Here is a 19,015-nt window from a genome sequence, read left to right on the forward strand (position 1 = left end):
CCCCATTTAATATATTATCATTGTGACTAGCCCTAAAAATATTATAAAAAATCCGATAACTTTTTTCTTTTTAAACTTATAAATATTTAAACCAAATAGGCCATAATGGTCTATAAAGCAGGCTAATACTAATTGTCCAAAGATACCTAATGATAAAGTTAGAGAAGCCCCAAGTAAATTGAAACATAAATTATTTAAAAACACCATAAAAACTCCTATGAATCCACCACTGAACAAATATAATGGAATGTTTTTTGGCATCTTAAACTTTTCTTTTTTAAATATTAAAACAGTAATAACAGCAATAAGTCCAACTATGTGAATTATTAATATTGATACATATTGATCTGTATAATTTGCCAAAACCCCATTAAAAGTCACCATTATAGCAATTAATATACCTATAAATACCGCAGATGCTTTATACATTTAATTTCCTCCAATCTTTAATTTGTTCTTATGTACATTTTATAAGATTACCATAGAAATTCAGAGTTATATATGACAAATGGCATATTTTCATTAAATTTATTTATGCAAAATTAAAATAAACAATTATAATAATACTTATAAAAACTAAATAATAAATAATTATTTTCTCTAATAGAGCATTTTAAAACGATAACAAGTAATAATTGCTATTTCTCTTAGAGAACTTAAGGGAGGTACATTAAATGAAACGTATAAATAATCAAACTAAATTAGATAATTATATAAAAAAATATAATATTGAAAATTTCTTCGGAATAGATATGAAAAAATATATGGAGCTTCATGTTTTTGATAAAGGAAGCCACCTTGTCAAAACTAATGAACCAATAAATTATTTTTATTTTTTTGTAGAAGGAAAAGTAAAGGTATATACCATTCTAAAGAACGGTAAATCTCTACTTTTCAGATTAAATAAACCTTTAAATATAATTGGAGATGTGGAATTTATTGATTGTAATACAGCTAATTCAAATATTGAGGCAATAAATGAATGTTTGTGCATTGGAATATCTATGATTAATATAAGAAAATATGCTATTAATGATCCAATTTTTCTTAAGTGTATGTGTACAAGCCTTGGCAAAAAATTTATTAGCGCCTCTATTTCCAGTTCAATAAACATCCTCTATCCCCTAGAAAACAGATTGTCAAGTTATCTCCTCGCTATTGCGCCAGAAAACAATCAACATTCTAATTTAGATGCTGGGATAATAACTGATAAGTTTACAGAAATGGCAGATTTGCTTGGAACAAGCTATAGACATTTAATTAGAACCATAAATAAATTATGCAATGCAAAAATAATAAAGAAAGAAAAAAACACCATTTCCATTCTAAATATAAGTGCATTAGAAAAACTTGCAGGAGATTTATACGAATAAAGGGTATATATTTCTATAAGCTTGTTTACTTATATAAATATATACCCTTCTTGCATATATTCCTATAAGCTTATTTACTTATACAAATATATACCTTCTATTCCCGAATGGAGCTACACTGCTATAAATTATCAGCATCGAAGATGATGAACAGCTGTGCAGCAGATGATTAACAGCTGTGCAGCAGATGATTAACCTAACTTCAATTAGTTCATTATTATTTATAAAATAGCAATGCTATCTATTCCCATTCATTTTACCTTTTAGTGCTTTAACTCTCCCATTTACATAATTAATAAGCTCACGCATATTGTCTTTTATTTCAGTTGGGGCACTAGTAACCATGGTAATTATATCTAATTTATTACCTTTTATTTCTTTGGCAACTTCATAGGCTAAGCACTTATTTTTCATTTTCCAATAGGTAATGTTAAATTGATCTGCTTGGCGTTTATTATAATATCCTTTTTCAATACCAAACTGAAATAAGTCTGCTGCTGATTCTAATTCCTCTAAATCCTGAACATCTAAAGTCTCATTTACTAAATCTTGAAATGTTTTCATTATAGCTCTCCTTTTTAACAAGTAATATTATTGATTATTTATATAATACTTAATATCACCTAATTGTTTGTTTTTTAAAAGTCACCTTGACCAAATCTTTCCCACAACTTTTATATTTTAACACATATTAAAGAGTATTTAAATTGTATTTAAAAACAATTTTATAACTCTATGTTTAATCTATAACATTAAGATGTATATTATCGCTTCAAAAGATACCATTGTTTTATATATCTTTTTTATTTAAATGTTTTTAATATAAGGCTATGTTTTAAATCAATGTTGAAAATAGATATTTATTAGAAAAATAGGTTATAATATAGATAGAATAATGTTTAGGAGGTTGAATTATGCCAAATGTGAAGTCTATATTAAATGATATTGAAAAGTTGCCATTGCATCAGAAAGAACAAATACTTTCAACTTTAGAAGAAATTCTTGTCTTAGGTTCACAAGCAAGTCAAGTAGAAGAAGAAGTTAAAGAATTTAGATTTTCTAAGGGAAAAGTGTGTCCTCTTTGTGGCTCTGAAACTATATCAAGAAACGGTAGGTATAACTGTAAACAAAGATATATATGCAAATCTTGTAAGAAAACTTTTACTGACTTCACTAATTCTGCAACCTATAAAAGTAAGAAAACATTGGATAAGTGGCTTAAATACGCTAAGTGCATGGTTAATGGATATTCTATTAGAAAGAGTGCTAAAATCGTAGAAATTAACATAGCAACAAGTTTCTTTTGGAGACATAAAATTCTTGATTGTATAAGCACGTTTTTAGGCAAAGGACATGTTGAAGGTGTTGTTGAAGCAGATGAAGTATTCTTTGCTGAAAGTTTTAAGGGTACGAAACCTTCTAATATGCCAAGACACTCTCGTAAAAGAGGTAAACAAGTTAAGAAAAGGGGTATATCAAAGGAACAAGTCTGCATTGCTACTGCTATTGACAGACAAGGTAATTTAATCATGGAATTAGCATGTAAAGGTAGGATTACCTCTAAGGAATTAGAAAAATTATATGATGGATGTATAAGCAATGAGTCTATACTTTGTACTGATAGTCATAAAAGTTATATACAATTTGCAAATGATTTATCATTAGAACACAAACGTATAAAAAGAGGTAAGCATAAAGAAGGATTATACCATATTCAACATATCAATTCTTTACATAGTAATTTAAAGAAATGGATGAATAGGTTTAATGGTGTTGCAACAAAATACATCAGTAACTATATTAAGTGGTTCAAATGGCTTCAATTATTCGATACAGATAAAGAAATAATAAAGGCTAAAAACTTTATAGTTCAAAGTAATGTAACACATTCATATATCAAAGTAAAAGATTTAAAAAATAGAGAACCAATATATGTATAATGGGTGGTGTAAAAAATGGGAATAATTCTGTCACTTCAAGGTTGTATGGCTGTTGGCAAAACTACTGCTGTGAATTATATCAGAGAAAACGTTCCATATGCAAATGTAAACTATGAGTTGAATAGGGGTGTTATTGATGAAATTAAAAGGAGGAATTTAGATAAAAATAAATTCTCAGACTATATTGAAATTCAAAAATTATGGATAGATAAAGAAATAGTTCGTTGGGAAAACTCTCAAAAATATGAATGTTCACTAATGGATTTTGGTGCTGAGGAAATCGAGTTTTATACACTAAATTATCCAAAATCAATGGGGTTTGATTGGGATGTAGCCACTGATTTGAAAAGTGAATTAAATAAATTACATCAATGTTTGCCTAATCGTATATTATTCTTAGACGCAAGTAAAGATGTGCTAAGAACCCATAAAGAAAATGATACTACAAGAAATAGAAATTTTTTTGAACATCATTTAGCACATCTTTTACCATTGAAAAAGCAATGGTTTCAAAATAAAGAAAATGTGGATTTTTTGAATGTTAGTAATTTGAGTTCCGAAGAAGTTGCAATTGCAGTTAAAAAGTGGATTGATGATTATTTAAAACTGTTCAATTTCTAATATTATGAGCATAATCTGTAATTACAAAGAGTTCTAAATATATTTATACAAAAAATTATAGATGGACAATCCTATCTATAATTTTTTATCATATTTCAACACTATATTAAAACATAGCCTAATATAAAAATGAGGTGGATAATTATATTATCTGCCTCACTTTGTATCCTATGGTATTAATTACTATTTATTTGCTTTTTCCACCCTAATAGTTTTTCCCTTTATTGTCCCGTTTTTAAGGGCTTCTAATACTAACTTGCCTTTTCCACCCATGATATCTACATGAGAGAAACTATCTTGAATATCTATAATACCTATATCCTCAACACTAACACCCTCAATATTGCAAATAGTTCCTACAATATCTACATTTCTTATTTTTTTCCTTTTACCTGCACTGATATATATTTTCATTATATCGCTACTAAAATTAGATGCTTTAGTCTTTTTAATAATAGGTTTAGCATCATTTTTTTCATAAAATGCTTCCCTATACGGCTCAGACTCTTCCTTTGATGGAATTGGTTTTTTAGGTATCTCCATACCGATATAGTTTTCTATGTTTTGTAAAAATCTTTTCTCATGACGCGTTGTAAAAGTTATAGCTTTTCCCTTTTTGCCTGCACGTCCTGTTCTTCCTATTCTATGCACGTAATTTTCTTTTTCTAAGGGTAAATCATAATTTATAATATGAGTTATATCTTCCACATCAATACCTCTAGCAGCAACATCTGTAGCCACTAAAAATCTAAATTCACCTTTTTTAAATCTTTCCATAGCATCTAATCTATCATTTTGAAGCAACCCTCCATGTATCTTAATACATGAATAATGCCGATTTTTCATTTGATTAGTTATTGCATCAACATTTTCTTTTGTTCTACAAAATACTATACATGAATCTGGATTTTCAACATAAAGCGTTCTCTTAAGCAAACTGAGCTTCTTATCTTCCTCTACTTCATAGCAAACTTGATCAATTTTTTCAACGGTTAATTTTTCAGGGTTTATTTCTATATTAACAGGATTCACCATGTATTTCATGCAAATTGCTTCAATAGATTCTGGTATTGTAGCTGAAAATAACATAGTAACTCTATTTTTAGGAACAGCCTTAATAACCGCTTCTACTTGTTCTATAAATCCCATGCTAAGCATTTCATCTGCTTCGTCTAATATTAAATATTTTATCTTATCTAAGTTAATAGTTCCTCTTTCAATATGATCTAATGTTCGTCCTGGCGTACCTACTACTACGTGCACTCTTTGCTTTAACTGTTTCTTTTGCATTTCTATAGGTTGTTTACCAAAAACAGCTACCGCTCTAATTTTCTTATATCTACCTATTTGTGTTATATCCTGGCTCAATTGAAGAGCTAGTTCTCTAGTAGGTGTTAATACTAACGCTTGAGGCTCTGTTTCCTCTATATCTGCACTTTCACAAAGTGGAATAGCAAAAGCAGCTGTTTTTCCACTACCTGTTTGTGATTTTACTATGATATCATTACCTTTTAGGGCTATAGGTATTACTGCAGCTTGAACCTCTGAAGGATTTTTATATCCTAAATTATTAATTGCTTTTAATATTTCTTCACTAATATTAAATTCCTCAAATTTTATGTTACTCATTTTAACTTCCTCTCTTTTGTTTATATATAATTTTTAAGTATAACTTAAATACATTTTCAACTCATAAGTTTATATTATACCATGTTTAAGCTTATAATTTCTATTATAAGTTTTAATATTCGACAAATTTATTTATTTGCATACGACTAGTTTTAATGACATTTCAGAAGGAAAGCCTCCCACTTCTATAAGTGTGATTTCCGCGTTATAACAAAAATAAAACTTAGTGGTAGTATAAATCTCCTTCTGAAGTCGTTAATACTGCAGCTTCGCAGAAGATGATTTAATGAAAAAAAGAGATAATGAATTTCTTCATTATCTCTTTTTCTAATTACATAATTATTTTACTCACATGGATATATATAATTGGCTGCAGCACGAACATCTAATTCTTCAATGTCAATATCTTCTGGAAGTACAAACACTAGTTTACGTTTAATAATACCACATGCATTTTTATCACATTCATCGTCTTTACATAGCATTGTAATAAAACCTCTAAAAGCAAGTATTCTGTGACACTTATCATATATTATGCATGCAACAGCTACTTTTTTGCCAAAACATACGCCATTTACTTGTATTCTTACAGTTAATAATTTAGCACCATGTCTTTCCATATCTATTGGTTCTACATTAATAGAATGACATAGATCACATGAACAACTTTGGTCATTATTATTTATTGAACAATTTACTCTTTCATCTCTACTCATTTAATAAAACTCCTTTTTTGTATAAATTTCAAATGAGACGATACTCACTAATACCGATTTATAAGTTATCCATAATTTTTATGAATACATATATCACTAAAATATATTGTGTATATAAGTTTTGTGCGTTGATATATGTACTAATAAATCAGATTCATAGTTGAAATTGTCTTATTATAAATTTATAATTTGTTTTATCAATAAGCTAAATATAATCTATAACTCATATTTTATACTATACTATACTATATTCAATGGTGTAGCTATTTGTTAATCAAAGTCACAAATTTTTAAGGAAATTTTTTAAAAAAAATAACAAAATAGTAATTAATAAGCCCTTAAGGACTTATTAATTACTATTTTGTTATGGCAAAGCTTACTTATTAAGCAAAGCTTACTTATTAAGCAAAGCTTACTTGTTAAGATTAGCTTACTTATTAAGCAAAATAATTCTAGCTATATTTTCACTAGCTCTTTCAATATTTTTCGGACCTTTTTCAAGTGCCTTATCAATTGTTTCAGCTTCTGATAATATGCCTATTATTGAATTTATTCCATGTTCATATAAAGCCTCTGTTCCATCACCTATTCGTCCTGCAAATGCAATAACAGGTATATTATATCCTTTAGCTATTAAAGCCACTCCAAGAGGTGCTTTCCCATAAAGTGTTTGTCCATCTATGCTTCCTTCTCCAGTAAATACATAATCTGCATCTTGCATTTTCCCTTTGAGATTAGTATGCTCCATAACTAAATCTATCCCTCTTTTAAGTTCTGCGTAGAAGAAAGCAAGAAGTCCTGCACCTAGTCCCCCTGCCGCTCCTGCTCCAGGAATACTTTCAATATCTAAGCCTAACTGTTCTTTTATAATTTTTGCATAATGACTTAAATTATCATCTAAAATTTTAACCATTTCGCCTGTTGCACCCTTTTGTGGTCCAAAAATATAAGAAGCCCCATTTTTGCCTGTTAAAGGATTAGTAACATCACAGGCTACTTCGATCTTAGTACCTTTTAGTCTCTTATCTAGTCCATTTAAATCTATCTTATGAAGAAGATTTAAATATCCACCGCCTAAATTAATCTCTTCATTATCCTTTGTTAAGAGCCTTCCACCAAGTGCTTGTATCATTCCCGCACCGCCGTCATTTGTGGCACTACCGCCTATTCCTATAATCAGATGGTTAACTCCTGCATCAAGAGCCGCTTTAATTAATTCTCCCGTACCATAAGTTGTAGTCAAAAGAGGGTTTCTTTTTTTACTAGGCACAAGATGCAACCCACTGGCGCTAGCCATCTCAATTACTGCTGTTTTTTTATCTCCAAGTACTCCAAATGTAGCTAGAACTTCATCACCAAGTGGCCCTTTAACCAGCTTTTTGTATAGTTCACCTTCTGTTGCATCTACAAGAGACTGCACCGTTCCTTCTCCACCGTCAGCCATTGGAACCTTCACACATTCTGCATGTGGAATGATTTTTTTGATTCCTCTCTCCATTGCTTTTGCTGCTTCTTTTGCTGTCATACTTTCCTTAAATGAATCTGGTGCTAACACAAATTTCATATATATCTATCCTTTCCAAAGTGAATTACTAATTTAAGCCTGTGAGATATTCTTTATTATTAATTGTTACGATCAATTACTTAGAGTTCTATTTCATTATTCCAAATATTATAGTTGACACTAAAGTCATAGTTAACCCTACTAATGATTCATATGGTATAAGTTTTAATCTTTCCTTCATATCAATAAATATACTTCCACCTGTTGCATGAAAGAAACTTCCGTGTGGAAGATGATCTAAAACCGTTGCTCCACTATGAATCATTGCTGCCGCTGAAAGAGGTGAAATTCCCAGTTCTAATATAGTTCCACCAAATACTGTGCTTGCTACTGCAGTACCAGATGTAGTTGATGCTGTAGCCGCAGACATTAATATTCCCGCTATTGGCGCTAATGCATATGCAGGAAGGCCCGAAGCATTAAGTCCTTGAACAATTACGTCTTTTAACCCAGAATTAGCTATAATTCCTGCAAGAGTTCCTGTACCAATAAGTAAAATAGCTACTCCACTCATTTTTGTTAACCCAACAATTGAGTATTTATTTAAGTTTTTTATTTTTCCCATAGCAAGAGCACCGACGGCCCCTCCGATTGGTAATGCTATTAGTGGATCTATACTAATTTTGAATAAAGGTCTAAGAGAAAGTAATACTATAGCAACTAGTGGTCCAACAATTGCTGATGAAAAGCTTGGCTTTTGCTCAACTTCACTATCAACTTCACCTTTTCCAACAAAACTTCCTTTTTTAATTAGCTTTTTCGCTATTAAGCATGTAACAATAAGCCCAAATACTGCTGGCACTATACCTGCTGCCATAACTGATGTTAATGGCACTTTAAATGCATCCGCTGCTGCTATAGCATTAGGATTAGGAGACATAATATTTCCTGCTTTTCCCCCACCTATCATAGCAATAAGAATCGATGATTTAGATAAATTAGCACGAATGGCAATAGACATCGCTATTGGTGCTACTGTAATAACTGCTACATCTACAAAAACTCCTACAGATGTCAGTACTAAAGTTGCGAGTGCTAGTGCTACTAGAGAATTATTTTCTCCTATTTTATCTACAATAGTTTCTGCAATCTTTGCAGCAGCGCCAGATTCTATAAGGACTCCTGCTAAAACTCCGGCAGTAAGTATTCTAAGGATTGCTGGCATGATACCTTTTGCACCATCAATCATAAATACTACAGTGTTTGTTAGTCCTGCTCCACCCACTAGACCACCTATTAGTGCACCTAATATAAGGGCATATGCTGGATGAACTTTTTTAATTATTAAAAAAATTGCTAATATAAGTGCAATAATTGCGCCTAATGCGGTTACTTGCATATAAATTCCTCCTCTGTTGTTCTCTATCTATATAGTAAACGAATTCAAAAAAATAAACATTAGGCATTTGTTTAATAATCAAACTATAATTTTTATGCATCTGAACAATTATAGTTTGGATAAGATATATGCAGTATATAATTGGAACAAATCAATAAAATTTTTTGGGTTTTTTCCAGTAACTTCCTCGACCTTCTCTAACCTATAATTCAATGTATTTCTATGAATATGAAGTTCCTCAGAAATTTTATTTACTTGTCCATTCATATTTATATAAGTACTTAATGTTGAGAATAAGTTTAATTGATTCTCAGCTTCTAAATTCTCAATTATTTTTTGCATATCATTATTTCCTTTAAAACTTGATAACAATGAAATAAAGGCTATATCTTTGTATAAATAAATTTTTCTTTTGCTTTCAAGTTTTTTCCCAATTCCAAGTGCCTTCGTTGCTTGCTTAAATGATGTACCGAAAATATTTTCACTATATCCTACTCCTATTTGAAAGCAACACTCCTCTTCTTTGCATAAGAACCTTTCTAATCTCTTAGTAACAAACCTATCGTAATACATAAAAGTTACTATAGTTGATGGATTTAATTTCAAATAAAATTCATCATTTCTTAAAAAATTCATTAGTTTACTTTTTACTTTCCCAATGGAGTCCTCCCTAAAAGTTAAAACCACAGCTACCCGGGGAATAGATACATCAATTCCCAAAGAATCTCCTCTTTCTTTAAAATCCTGAGTATAGTCATCGTTTAGATAAATTAATTCATATAAAAACTCCTCTTTTAGCTGTTCATTAATTTTTCTTTGAAATAAAACATACTCCTGATTTACTAAAAGTTCCGCAGTTATTCTAACCAACTCAACAAAAGGGCGAACCTCCTTTGGCACACCTGAAATCCCTATAACGCCAATGATTTTGTCTTGAAAAATTATTGGCGTATTTACTCCTGGTTTTGTACATAATCCACCTTCTGAAATTTCAATCATCTTTTTATTAGAAATAGCTTCCATAGCTCCCTCATGCAACTCATAAAGTCTATTTTTATCTCCACTTCCAATAATCATTCCCTTATCATTCATTATATTTACGTTATATGGTATTACATTCATCATTCTATCCACTATACTTTGTGCTTGTTGCTCTGTCAGCGTAATCATATGTTTATCACTCCTTTCTTAAAATATACTGATATTAATATTTTACACCAATTTTCAATGTTATTCTAAAATTAAGATCTAAAATTTAAATTTCTAATGTAATTTTAATGTTCTACTAATAAATCTTTAATCCTCCAATCTTATAATGAAAACACAGAAAAGAAATAAAAACGAGGAGGAATTAAAATGTCAATAAATTTAGAACAAATTGATGAATTAAGAAAAAGAGCTAATGTAAGTTATGAGGAAGCTAAAAATGCTTTGGAGCAAAGTGCCGGAGACCTTATTGAAGCTTTAGTATATCTTGAAAATCAAAACAAGATTAGGTCGGAGGATACCCCTTGCAGTGAAAGCATTTTGTTTAAAGAGGTAAAAAAACTTATTAAAAAAGCCAATGAAACGAAATTAATAGTTAAAAAAAATGATGCTGTAGTATTAAATATATGTGTAACACTAGCCATTATATTAACTATAGCAGCTTTCCCCATAGTAATTGGAGCATTAATATTAGCCTTAGCAACTAATCATAAAATAAGAATTCAAAAGAAAAACAATGAAGATTCAGAAGCAAACAAGATTTTTGATAAGATGTCTGTTGCTGTTAATAAGGTAACTACAAAAATTACCGAAGAAATGAAAACTGAATAAGGAACACAAAAATAGCCTACGTTTTATCAATGTAGGTTATTTTTTAAATAGTAAAATTTAAAATATGGAGTTAATTGCCTGTAATTATATATGAAATAATATATAATAAAGCTATTAATATAATATATTTTGGAGGTAAAGTCTATATATGAGCGGGCAAAAGATTTTAATAATTGAGGATGAAATAAAAATAGCTCGGTTTCTTGAGTTAGAATTAAAATATGAGGGTTATATTGTTGAGCAATGTCATGACGGACGTGAGGGTTTAGATAAGGCCACTAATGAATTTTTTGATCTCGTAATCCTTGATGTTATGTTGCCTTCCTTAAATGGCCTTGAGGTATTAAGAAGACTTAGACAAGTGTCAGCAGTTCCTATTATAATGCTTACTGCGAAAGATGAAATAATGGATAAAGTTATGGGCCTTGACACAGGTGCCGATGACTATATGACTAAGCCTTTCGCTATTGAAGAATTACTTGCAAGAATAAGAACTGCATTAAAAAAGACACTTGTGTTCAATGAAAGCACAAATATATTATCTATTGGAGAATTGACCATAGACTTAGATCAACATATGGTTACCTTTAAAGATAACTCTATAGAACTAACTAAGACAGAATTTGATTTACTTAAATACCTAATTGAAAATAAAAATATTGTCCTTACAAGAAATAAGATTATAGATATCGTATGGGGATATGAATATATGGGTGATACTAATGTAGTAGATGTATACATTAGCTATTTAAGAAGTAAAATAGATGATAGATTCAGTAAGAAATTCATTTATACAGTGCGAGGGGTGGGATATCTTTTAAAAGATGAATAATTTGAAATTTATCTTTAAGGTTATATTACAATGTTTCCGATTTTTCTTCAACATAATAACAGTAATACTCAGTTTTATACCAGGGCTATTAAAAAAACTAACTTACAAAATTCATAAACGGTTAAGATTTTCAATTAGTTTTAAAATGACCGCAGTATATACTCTTATTTTTTCTGTTACGATGTTCCTGTTAAGTGTTGGTTTAATTATAGGCTTTAGATTCTATCTATTGAATGAATCTAAGGGTGAGCTTACTAAATATAGTACAATAGCCATTAATTATGCTAAATTAGGCAAAGGTCTTCAGGACATCAATGTTGATATTTTTTCTAATCTAAAATATGTAACGTTCAGTGTTTTTGATGAAAGTGAAACTCTTCTTTATTCTACTGAAAAAGATAAAAAGAATCTTTCTTTTCATGAAGATAGCTCAACTTTTCCTTTTACTAATAATTTAAATCAACAATTTGTTTCTGTTACTACTAAACTAGATCTTAATAATGAAATTATTTTCCTTCAGTTTTCTAAAAATCTAGATAAGGAAAATGAATACGGGGGCATTTTTACTTCAATTATTTTCATCATAAATATATTTTCTTTAATTATTACATTAGGTGTTGGCTCTAAAGAAAGTAAAAAAATGCTTCTCCCCATAAAAAACATGACAAAAACTACAAAAGCAATTTCAATTAATGCCTTGGAAACGAGACTAAATGTTAGCAATTCTCACGATGAGTTAAAGCAGCTAGCCGAAAACTTTAATGAAATGCTGGATCGTATTCAAAATTCCTATGAAATACAAAATCAATTTGTTTCAGATGCCTCCCATGAACTCCGAACTCCCATAGCCGTTATAAAAGGCTATGCAAATATGTTATACCGTTGGGGAAAAGATGACAAAGCGATATTGGAAGAATCTATAACAGCTATTAAGGGTGAATCTGAAAATATGCAACAATTAGTAGAAAAGCTTCTCTTCCTTGCAAGAAGTGATAAGAATACTCAAAAAGTTTCCAAAGAAGAATTTTATATCAATCAATTAGTAGATGAAATTATAAAAGAAACAAAGCTAATTGACGACTATCATGAAATCTCAACTAATATTAATGAGGAGACATATATTTATGCTGATAAAAATTTATTAAAACAAGCATTACGAATTTTCATTGATAATAGCATAAAGTATACCCAAAGTGGTGGTAGTATAAAGTTAAATAGCTACGTTAGAAAAAATAAATTAATAATTGAAATTATTGATACGGGAATAGGTATTTTTAAAGAGGATCTCCCCTACATTTTTAATAGATTTTATAGATGTGATAAATCAAGAGCAAAAGAAAGTGGCGGAACAGGCCTTGGCTTATCTATTGCGAAATGGATTATCGGTGAGCATAACGGCTCCATTGTAGTAGAAAGCAAACCTAAAATGGGAACAACTATAAGAATTGGACTTCCAATAAAAAATAAATTATAACATAAAAAAGAGATGATACTCACATTACTACAATTAATTGTATAATTCAAAAAGCAGCAGTTCACTTTCATGTACTGCTGCTTTTTTTGTATATTAGTTGTAATAAACTTCTCAAGATTGGCTTTTAAAGTTTATCTGATTAATTAATTAAATTTTTAATGAGTTATCGTAGCTATCTCCACAAATTTCATAGCTAAATCTTCGAATCTTACTTATAAATGTTTGAGCTCTTGTTTGTATGTTAATTATATCACAATTTTATGATAGTTGTAAATAGTTTTTATGATTTTTTTTACATATTCTATTATGTAGTGATAACAACCAACCTCTTACAATTCTTTAAGATCCTCTGAAAACGATTATATACTCCGGGTTTATTCTCATTAACATCGAATTTTTTTCATCATTATTAATTTATGCCAAAACGAAAGTATGTTATCTTTTAAACAAAGTATTCTCTTTTTTCATTTAGCTTAATGTGTGTTATATTTCTTTTACAAAAAACCATATTTCTAAAATTTTATAAAATAAAGCCCTTTATATTTGTATTTTTTCTTTTTTTGTAATGAAATCCTCTAAAACATGCAAATATTTATTCAATTGTATGTATATTGTTTTACATACACTATGATTATGTGATATGATTAAATTTGAGTTTATTATAAAATCTATTCAGATATTATATTTATTTAATAAGATGTTTTTAAGGAACGTTTAAATATTGTTTATAACTTTTGAAATATGGGGATTTATCTCATTAGCAAATTTTTATACCTTTACTTAATACGTTTTTACAATAGTAAATATCTTCGCTATTGTACTATTATTGCTATAAAATTATGCTTATTACAATATATTAAAAAATATCAGATAGTAGAGATGTCTTAATTTATATTCAAATTTATAACTATATTATATGAGGAGTGATATTATGCAAATAAGATTAGGCTACGTGGCTACTGCCTTAAAGTCAGCAAAGATAACTTCTGCTAGCACAGTAACTTTTTCTACATATACCAAACAATCGACGGCTAGAGATAAGCTTGAAAAGCTACAAAAGGTAGCTGTATCAAACGTTAATGATTTGCATAAAATTCTAGAATACGTTGTAAAAAACAATGTCCACTTTTATAGAATAACTTCTGCTTTAATCCCTTTAGCAACTCATCCTGAAGTTACAGATTGGGAGTTTAGAAGAATTTTAAAAATGGATTTTGAATGGCTTGGAAATTTTATTAACGACAACAATTTAAGAGTAGATACTCATCCTGATGAATCTAATGTCATAAATAGTTCTAAGGAAGAAGTAATAAAAACTACTGCAAAAAACCTACAGTTCCACGCTAATCTTTTTAAGGATATTAACTATCCATTAGGAAAAATGGTATTACACATTGGTGGTAAAGAAGGCGGAAAGCTCGCTGCTACAGAAAGATTCTTTAAGAATTTTAATAACTTACCAAAGGAAATAACACAGTTATTAGTATTTGAAAATGATGATAAAAGCTTTACTACTAAAGAAGTATTAAACATATGCAAAGAAATAAATGTACCTATGGTACTAGATGTACATCATCATAACTGCAACAACGGTGGTGATGAACTAGAACCTATGTTGAAAGATATATTTTCTACTTGGGAAGGTGAACCTTTACCACCAAAAATACATTTTTCGAGCCCAAAAACTAGTGAAAAAGATAAAAAGCATGCTGATAATATTGATGCAGCATCATTCATCGAGTTTATTGAAAAATGTATTCCTTTAGGAATAGACTTAGATATACTAATAGAGGCAAAACAAGCAGATTTGGCCTTCGATCAACTTTTAGAGGATGTAAGGGTTTTTAAACCTGAGTGGACTTGGCTTGATAATAGTACCTTAGAATTTCAATAAAATAGATTTATAAAAGAGAAGATTTTAACAATAGAAATATTGTTGAAGTCTTCTCTTTATGTAAAATTATTTACATATCTTAGTGGGCTTTTATTTATAAAAACAATTCTTAATGAAAATAATTGTTTACATATAATAATTTTAATGCTATTATTATAATAAATTCGTTGAACAGGAAGAGTAGTTAAAGCCATGCAAATTCAGAGAGCTGAGGATAGTGTAATCTCAGTATTGATAACTTTAGTGAATGGACCTGCTAGAAGTAACCCGAAATCAAATTTTGAGAGTAGTAGTTACCGGATGCCCACTGTTAAAAGGGCTAGAGCATTTCAGTGCTCGAATTATAAGATATGCTTAGTTTTTTTTGTAGCATAATTTAGGTGGTACAGCGAATATCCTTCGCCCTAATACAGGGCGAGGGTTTTTTTTATTTTAAATAATAAAGTAAAGGTGGTGGTTAATTTGATGTGCTGAAAGATATTTGCTTTTAAAATAATAATAATAAAGCCTTTAACTCTAAATTATTTTGACAAGGAGCTGTTTTTTATGAAAACAAATAAACTAATAATAACTTCTCTATTACTTGCAATAGGTCTTATATTGCATCAAATTATACCAGGTATCTTTTTAGGAATGAAACCAGATCTTTTATTAGTATTTATGATTTTGTCCCTAACATTAACTAAAGATTTTAAGATCACCATTATTACAGGAATAGTAGCAGGTATTTTAGGTGCCTTAACTACTACTTTTCCAGGTGGCCAACTTCCTAACATTATAGATAAGGTTATAACTTCAATAGTTGTATACGGATTATATAAGAATCTCAATCCTAATTCTCCACTTAAATTAGGGTGTATTTATTTTCTCGGAACTATAATAAGTGGAAGCATTTTTCTTGGTTCAGCTCTTATCCTATTTGGCTTACCTGCACCCTTTTTAATACTCTTCGTATCTATAGTGCTTCCTACTTCAGCGATTAATTCTTTCATTGGATTTTCCCTACATAAACTTATTATAACTAACCCAGCAATTAAGAGTTTATTTATAAACTTTTAAATCATCTCCTGCGGAGCTACAACATCTCCGTAGGAGATGTATTAAAGAATTCAGAAGGATACTTTCCTTCTGAATTCTTTAATACAAAATATAGATTGTTTTATTTCACCTTAAAAATTTATTTTCTATTTTATTACAACTATAAAGATACTAGGACTTATTTTTGTTTTGGATAGTATTCTTTAAAAGCATCTTCATAATCCTCTGGTTTATGGAATTCTTGAACTTCACTTGTAAAAGTTTTTTTATCTCCATTTTGCTTTTCTTTTCTCACTTCTCTATTCTTATCATTACCCAAAATAACATCTCCTTTTGCTTATTTTGATATCGAAACACTTATTGTATTTTCTAACTATTCTTCATATAGTATTTACAAAAATAAATTAATTATATGTTTTTAAGTGAATTTTTTTTTGAAACGCTCCTAAATGGAGAACGGGAGATTTCCTTATGGGGTGAATCTCTTATCTAGAGTAGGGTGCCTTTAACCCGAATCCGTCAACTAACCTCGTAGGCATACAAAGGAGGACTCGTTATTATTAAATTAAATTTAAAAACTACACTATTAGCGTTAACCTTAGCTTTAGTAAGTAGCAGCTCTGTATATGCTGCTTCATATACAGTTAAATCAGGTGATACATTATATAGTGTCAGCAAGACTTATAACACAACTACGAATATTTTAATGAAAGATAATGGACTTTCAAATAGCACCATATATTCTGGACAAGTACTAGATGTAACTAAAGGAGCCTTATATTTTTTTGATGATTCTGTAACAAATGAGTGGTTAACTTCAAAGACAGTAGCTACTTCCGTAGGCAATTTAACTTTTGCTTACTAATGAATGTATTTTGAGTATTTATTAAATATAGAAAAACAAACTTCCACTATCTTGTGGAAGTTTGTTTTTTATCATGCACATACTCTTTATATATTTTAGTTATATATATGCTCTATAAATATTGTTAAAGTAATCAAAAAATGTAATGAACAACAATAAACACCAAATAGTGCTTTTATAATTGCTCATTACATTTTTTAGACTATTAGTCTCTCAAAATTAAACAGAGAATTAGGTACGATTAATTACAATAGATATTGTGCATCGACCGAAGTCAATACATCTACTCCCTAGAAAGGAGGTGATCCAGCCGCAGGTTCTCCTACGGCTACCTTGTTACGACTTCACCCCAATCATCAATCCCACCTTCGGCCGCTGGCTCCATAAACACCTAAGTGTTAGGTTACCTCACGGACTTCGGGTGTTACCAACTCTCATGGTGTGACGGGCGGTGTGTACAAGGCCCGGGAACGTATTCACCGCGACATGCTGATTCGCGATTACTAGCAACTCCGGCTTCATGTAGGCGAGTTGCAGCCTACAATCCGAACTGGGATGAGTTTTTGAGTTTGGCTCCACCTTGCGGTCTTGCATCTCTTTGTACTCACCATTGTAGCACGTGTGTAGCCCTAGACATAAGGGGCATGATGATTTGACGTCATCCCCACCTTCCTCCCGGTTAACCCGGGCAGTCTCACTAGAGTGCTCAACTTAATGGTAGCAACTAATGATAAGGGTTGCGCTCGTTGCGGGACTTAACCCAACATCTCACGACACGAGCTGACGACAACCATGCACCACCTGTCACCCTGTCCCGAAGGACTTCACCCATCTCTGGGTTATGCAGGGGATGTCAAGTCTAGGTAAGGTTCTTCGCGTTGCTTCGAATTAAACCACATGCTCCGCTGCTTGTGCGGGCCCCCGTCAATTCCTTTGAGTTTTAATCTTGCGATCGTACTCCCCAGGCGGAATACTTAATGTGTTAACGGCGGCACCGAGGTTCGACCCCCGACACCTAGTATTCATCGTTTACGGCGTGGACTACCAGGGTATCTAATCCTGTTTGCTCCCCACGCTTTCATGCCTCAGCGTCAGTTACAGTCCAGTAAGTCGCCTTCGCCACTGGTGTTCTTCCTAATCTCTACGCATTTCACCGCTACACTAGGAATTCCACTTACCTCTCCTGCACTCTAGACACCCAGTTTCAAATGCAGCACCCAAGTTAAGCTCGGGTATTTCACATCTGACTTAAATGTCCGCCTACGCATCCTTTACGCCCAGTAAATCCGGACAACGCTTGCCACCTACGTATTACCGCGGCTGCTGGCACGTAGTTAGCCGTGGCTTCCTCCTCTGGTACCGTCATTATCGTCCCAGAAGACAGAACTTTACAACCCGAAGGCCTTCATCATTCACGCGGCGTTGCTGCGTCAGGGTTTCCCCCATTGCGCAATATTCCCCACTGCTGCCTCCCGTAGGAGTCTGGACCGTGTCTCAGTTCCAATGTGGCCGATCACCCTCTCAGGTCGGCTACGCATCGTCGCCTTGGTGAGCCGTTACCTCACCAACTAGCTAATGCGCCGCGGGTCCATCTCAAAGTGGAATTTTCCGAAGAAAAATCCTTTGATGTTTCGATCATGCGACCAAAACATATTATGCGGTATTAATCTCCCTTTCGGGAGGCTATTCCCCTCTTTGAGGCAGGTTACCCACGTGTTACTCACCCGTCCGCCGCTAATCAACGTCTCCCGAAGGAGACGAATCATCGCTCGACTTGCATGTGTTAGGCACGCCGCCAGCGTTCGTCCTGAGCCAGGATCAAACTCTCAATTTAAAAGTTTACACTTTTTTAGTTGAAATGATTAATCTGCGACAACTGTTAAGTCGTTTCATCAACAATTAAGTTGATTCG

General features: G+C 31.3%; 17 protein-coding genes, 1 rRNA gene, 1 riboswitch and 1 other annotated feature. Of the genes, 9 read left to right on the forward strand and 9 right to left on the reverse strand.

Going from position 1 to position 19,015, the window contains the following annotated elements; genetic code table 11:
- Positions 1–6: 6 nt before the first annotated feature.
- On the reverse strand, positions 7–429 hold the full coding sequence (locus ACWJJ7_RS04430; protein ID WP_462964113.1) for a DMT family transporter: 423 nt from the start codon (positions 427–429) through the stop codon (positions 7–9).
- Positions 430–674: 245 nt separating this feature from the next.
- Between ACWJJ7_RS04430 and ACWJJ7_RS04435 the strand changes: the two genes are divergently transcribed.
- Positions 675–1,373: a cyclic nucleotide-binding domain-containing protein gene (locus ACWJJ7_RS04435; RefSeq protein WP_462964114.1), complete on the forward strand. Its 699-nt coding sequence runs from the start codon at positions 675–677 to the stop codon at positions 1,371–1,373.
- 237 nt (positions 1,374–1,610) lie between these two features.
- Here the strand turns inward: ACWJJ7_RS04435 and ACWJJ7_RS04440 are convergent, their stop codons facing one another.
- A complete protein-coding gene (locus ACWJJ7_RS04440; protein ID WP_165413495.1) occupies positions 1,611–1,937 on the reverse strand; it encodes a hypothetical protein in 327 nt (108 codons plus the stop codon).
- Between the two features lie 350 nt (positions 1,938–2,287).
- On the opposite strand from ACWJJ7_RS04440, the gene ACWJJ7_RS04445 reads away from it, so the two are divergent.
- Both ACWJJ7_RS04445 and ACWJJ7_RS04450 read left to right on the forward strand, forming a co-directional pair.
- Positions 2,288–3,313, forward strand: coding sequence for an IS1595 family transposase (locus ACWJJ7_RS04445; protein ID WP_462964115.1), 1,026 nt, complete (start codon positions 2,288–2,290; stop codon positions 3,311–3,313).
- Between the two features lie 15 nt (positions 3,314–3,328).
- Positions 3,329–3,934: a hypothetical protein gene (locus ACWJJ7_RS04450; RefSeq protein ID WP_462964116.1), complete on the forward strand. Its 606-nt coding sequence runs from the start codon at positions 3,329–3,331 to the stop codon at positions 3,932–3,934.
- 183 nt (positions 3,935–4,117) lie between these two features.
- Here ACWJJ7_RS04450 and ACWJJ7_RS04455 read toward each other — a convergent pair whose 3' ends face one another.
- From ACWJJ7_RS04455 to ACWJJ7_RS04475, 5 genes are all read right to left on the reverse strand, one after another.
- The gene (locus tag ACWJJ7_RS04455; RefSeq protein WP_462964117.1) at positions 4,118–5,563 is read right to left on the reverse strand and encodes a DEAD/DEAH box helicase; all 1,446 of its coding nucleotides are present in this window, start codon (positions 5,561–5,563) and stop codon (positions 4,118–4,120) included.
- Positions 5,564–5,907: 344 nt separating this feature from the next.
- Positions 5,908–6,279, reverse strand: a complete 372-nt coding sequence (locus tag ACWJJ7_RS04460) for a hypothetical protein (protein ID WP_462964118.1) — start codon at positions 6,277–6,279, stop codon at positions 5,908–5,910.
- Between the two features lie 430 nt (positions 6,280–6,709).
- A complete protein-coding gene (locus tag ACWJJ7_RS04465) occupies positions 6,710–7,843 on the reverse strand; it encodes a glycerate kinase (RefSeq protein ID WP_462964119.1) in 1,134 nt (377 codons plus the stop codon).
- 88 nt (positions 7,844–7,931) lie between these two features.
- Complete coding sequence (locus ACWJJ7_RS04470; RefSeq protein WP_462964120.1) at positions 7,932–9,182, reverse strand: GntP family permease; 1,251 nt, start codon at positions 9,180–9,182, stop codon at positions 7,932–7,934.
- A gap of 108 nt (positions 9,183–9,290) precedes the next feature.
- Positions 9,291–10,352 carry a CdaR family transcriptional regulator gene (locus ACWJJ7_RS04475; RefSeq protein WP_462964121.1) on the reverse strand — a complete coding sequence of 354 codons (1,062 nt, stop codon included), beginning with the start codon at positions 10,350–10,352 and terminating at the stop codon, positions 9,291–9,293.
- 186 nt (positions 10,353–10,538) lie between these two features.
- On the opposite strand from ACWJJ7_RS04475, the gene ACWJJ7_RS04480 reads away from it, so the two are divergent.
- From ACWJJ7_RS04480 to ACWJJ7_RS04500, 5 genes are all read left to right on the forward strand, one after another.
- On the forward strand, positions 10,539–11,000 hold the full coding sequence (locus tag ACWJJ7_RS04480; RefSeq protein WP_462964122.1) for a DUF4342 domain-containing protein: 462 nt from the start codon (positions 10,539–10,541) through the stop codon (positions 10,998–11,000).
- A 148-nt stretch (positions 11,001–11,148) separates the two neighbouring features.
- A complete protein-coding gene (locus tag ACWJJ7_RS04485; protein ID WP_462964123.1) occupies positions 11,149–11,832 on the forward strand; it encodes a response regulator transcription factor in 684 nt (227 codons plus the stop codon).
- A 229-nt stretch (positions 11,833–12,061) separates the two neighbouring features.
- A complete protein-coding gene (locus ACWJJ7_RS04490) occupies positions 12,062–13,306 on the forward strand; it encodes a HAMP domain-containing sensor histidine kinase (RefSeq protein ID WP_462964124.1) in 1,245 nt (414 codons plus the stop codon).
- Positions 13,307–14,237: 931 nt separating this feature from the next.
- Positions 14,238–15,200 carry a UV DNA damage repair endonuclease UvsE gene (gene uvsE / locus ACWJJ7_RS04495; protein WP_165413486.1) on the forward strand — a complete coding sequence of 321 codons (963 nt, stop codon included), beginning with the start codon at positions 14,238–14,240 and terminating at the stop codon, positions 15,198–15,200.
- A gap of 158 nt (positions 15,201–15,358) precedes the next feature.
- Positions 15,359–15,610, forward strand: a binding site (T-box leader).
- A gap of 136 nt (positions 15,611–15,746) precedes the next feature.
- The gene (locus ACWJJ7_RS04500) at positions 15,747–16,259 is read left to right on the forward strand and encodes a tryptophan transporter (protein ID WP_165413485.1); all 513 of its coding nucleotides are present in this window, start codon (positions 15,747–15,749) and stop codon (positions 16,257–16,259) included.
- Positions 16,260–16,416: 157 nt separating this feature from the next.
- Here the strand turns inward: ACWJJ7_RS04500 and ACWJJ7_RS04505 are convergent, their stop codons facing one another.
- Positions 16,417–16,557, reverse strand: coding sequence for a hypothetical protein (locus tag ACWJJ7_RS04505; protein WP_165413484.1), 141 nt, complete (start codon positions 16,555–16,557; stop codon positions 16,417–16,419).
- Between the two features lie 111 nt (positions 16,558–16,668).
- A riboswitch (cyclic di-AMP (ydaO/yuaA leader) is annotated at positions 16,669–16,791 on the forward strand.
- A gap of 153 nt (positions 16,792–16,944) precedes the next feature.
- Between ACWJJ7_RS04505 and ACWJJ7_RS04510 the strand changes: the two genes are divergently transcribed.
- A complete protein-coding gene (locus tag ACWJJ7_RS04510) occupies positions 16,945–17,103 on the forward strand; it encodes a hypothetical protein (RefSeq protein ID WP_462964125.1) in 159 nt (52 codons plus the stop codon).
- 294 nt (positions 17,104–17,397) lie between these two features.
- Here the strand turns inward: ACWJJ7_RS04510 and ACWJJ7_RS04515 are convergent.
- Positions 17,398–18,937 (reverse strand): 16S ribosomal RNA (locus ACWJJ7_RS04515).
- Positions 18,938–19,015 lie beyond the last annotated feature (78 nt).

The sequence above is a fragment of the Clostridium sp. CM042 genome, from assembly GCF_055080995.1.

Bases quoted from the DNA above. Each gene is read 5' to 3' on its own strand.
- ACWJJ7_RS04500 (WP_165413485.1), top strand. From the start codon at position 15,747: ATGAAAACAAATAAACTAATAATAACTTCTCTATTACTTGCAATAGGT.
- ACWJJ7_RS04430 (WP_462964113.1), bottom strand. From the start codon at position 429: ATGTATAAAGCATCTGCGGTATTTATAGGTATATTAATTGCTATAATG.
- ACWJJ7_RS04450 (WP_462964116.1), top strand. From the start codon at position 3,329: ATGGGAATAATTCTGTCACTTCAAGGTTGTATGGCTGTTGGCAAAACT.
- ACWJJ7_RS04460 (WP_462964118.1), bottom strand. From the start codon at position 6,279: ATGAGTAGAGATGAAAGAGTAAATTGTTCAATAAATAATAATGACCAA.
- uvsE (WP_165413486.1), top strand. From the start codon at position 14,238: ATGCAAATAAGATTAGGCTACGTGGCTACTGCCTTAAAGTCAGCAAAG.
- ACWJJ7_RS04455 (WP_462964117.1), bottom strand. From the start codon at position 5,563: ATGAGTAACATAAAATTTGAGGAATTTAATATTAGTGAAGAAATATTA.
- ACWJJ7_RS04465 (WP_462964119.1), bottom strand. From the start codon at position 7,843: ATGAAATTTGTGTTAGCACCAGATTCATTTAAGGAAAGTATGACAGCA.
- ACWJJ7_RS04440 (WP_165413495.1), bottom strand. From the start codon at position 1,937: ATGAAAACATTTCAAGATTTAGTAAATGAGACTTTAGATGTTCAGGAT.
- ACWJJ7_RS04485 (WP_462964123.1), top strand. From the start codon at position 11,149: ATGAGCGGGCAAAAGATTTTAATAATTGAGGATGAAATAAAAATAGCT.
- ACWJJ7_RS04470 (WP_462964120.1), bottom strand. From the start codon at position 9,182: ATGCAAGTAACCGCATTAGGCGCAATTATTGCACTTATATTAGCAATT.
- ACWJJ7_RS04510 (WP_462964125.1), top strand. From the start codon at position 16,945: ATGAAAGATAATGGACTTTCAAATAGCACCATATATTCTGGACAAGTA.
- ACWJJ7_RS04475 (WP_462964121.1), bottom strand. From the start codon at position 10,352: ATGATTACGCTGACAGAGCAACAAGCACAAAGTATAGTGGATAGAATG.
- ACWJJ7_RS04435 (WP_462964114.1), top strand. From the start codon at position 675: ATGAAACGTATAAATAATCAAACTAAATTAGATAATTATATAAAAAAA.
- ACWJJ7_RS04445 (WP_462964115.1), top strand. From the start codon at position 2,288: ATGCCAAATGTGAAGTCTATATTAAATGATATTGAAAAGTTGCCATTG.
- ACWJJ7_RS04480 (WP_462964122.1), top strand. From the start codon at position 10,539: ATGTCAATAAATTTAGAACAAATTGATGAATTAAGAAAAAGAGCTAAT.